This is a genomic window from Paenibacillus sp. TAF43_2, assembly GCF_052113545.1.
Classification (GTDB): Bacteria; Bacillota; Bacilli; order Paenibacillales; family Paenibacillaceae; genus Pristimantibacillus.
This window is the reverse complement of sequence record NZ_JBFRDK010000390.1, coordinates 1-1021: the sequence shown is the minus strand read 5'-3', so window position 1 is coordinate 1021 and position 1021 is coordinate 1. Positions and strand designations below refer to the sequence as shown.

Below are 1021 nucleotides of genomic sequence, written 5' to 3'. Positions count from 1 at the left end.
AAATTATATTATCGAGAGAAAGGGTGAAAATTTATTTTCATTCGAATATATTATGGATGGAAGCGGTGTGCTCGAGATAGAATCCCAAACGCTGTATCCTCAGAAAAATGACGTCTATCTCTTAACTAAAAATAGTTATCATAAGTATTATGCCAGTGAAGAAAATCCGTGGGTTAAAATATGGGTCGTTTTTAATGGGGAATTTGCAGAAAGTTTATTTAAGCATTACTTGCCAGCAGACACCTATATTGTGAAAGATTGCAACATTCTTTCTTATATGAATGAAATCTTTAATATTGCATCTGCCAAGCAAAAAAACTACTCTGATATTACAGATGAGATTTCAGTTATTGTGTTTAAAATCATATTGCATTTAAAAAACCATTTGGAAAATAAAGTGCTCTCTATTCCTGAACGCATTAAACAATGTTTGGATTTAAACATCGAGAATGCTATCGATATTAACGATGTTTCATTGCAGCTTGGTTATTCGAAAAACTACATTATTAAATTATTCCGAGAATGTTATGGTATAACGCCTTATACTTATTTTCGCAATCGCAAAATAGAGCTCGCCAAGCAATATTTGCTTAACACGAATCTAAACATCAACGAGATATCAACAAAGCTGAATTTTGCCGACCAGCATTATTTCTCTTCATCATTTAAAGCGATTGCAGGCATTACGCCTTCGGAATATAGAAAAAATAGAACTAATCAATTTATAGAGGCGGAGGGGTATTCTTGAACATCTACGTAGTCAGACACTGCAAGGCAGAAGGGCAATCGCCAAGTGCTAGTCTTACCGAAGAAGGTTATCTGCAAGCTGAGCGGGTAGCTGAATTTCTGCATGGCAAACCTATCGAACATATCATTTCGAGTCCGTTCCTAAGGGCCATTCAATCTATTTCTCCATTAGCTGAAAAAATTCAAGTAAACTGTCATGTGGATGACCGCTTGTCAGAACGAGTTTTATGTGGCGAAAACAATGTTAACTGGCTTGAAATGCTTCGTCATACAT

General features: G+C 35.6%; 2 protein-coding genes. Both read left to right on the top strand.

The window, feature by feature from the left end; genetic code table 11:
- Positions 1-748 (top strand): AraC family transcriptional regulator (locus tag AB4Z17_RS33635; protein WP_441964802.1); only part of this gene is annotated, 748 nt, incomplete at its 5' end.
- A partial coding sequence (locus tag AB4Z17_RS33630) for a histidine phosphatase family protein (protein ID WP_441964800.1) occupies positions 745-1021 on the top strand: 277 nt, incomplete at its 3' end. The genes AB4Z17_RS33635 and AB4Z17_RS33630, both read left to right, overlap by 4 nt.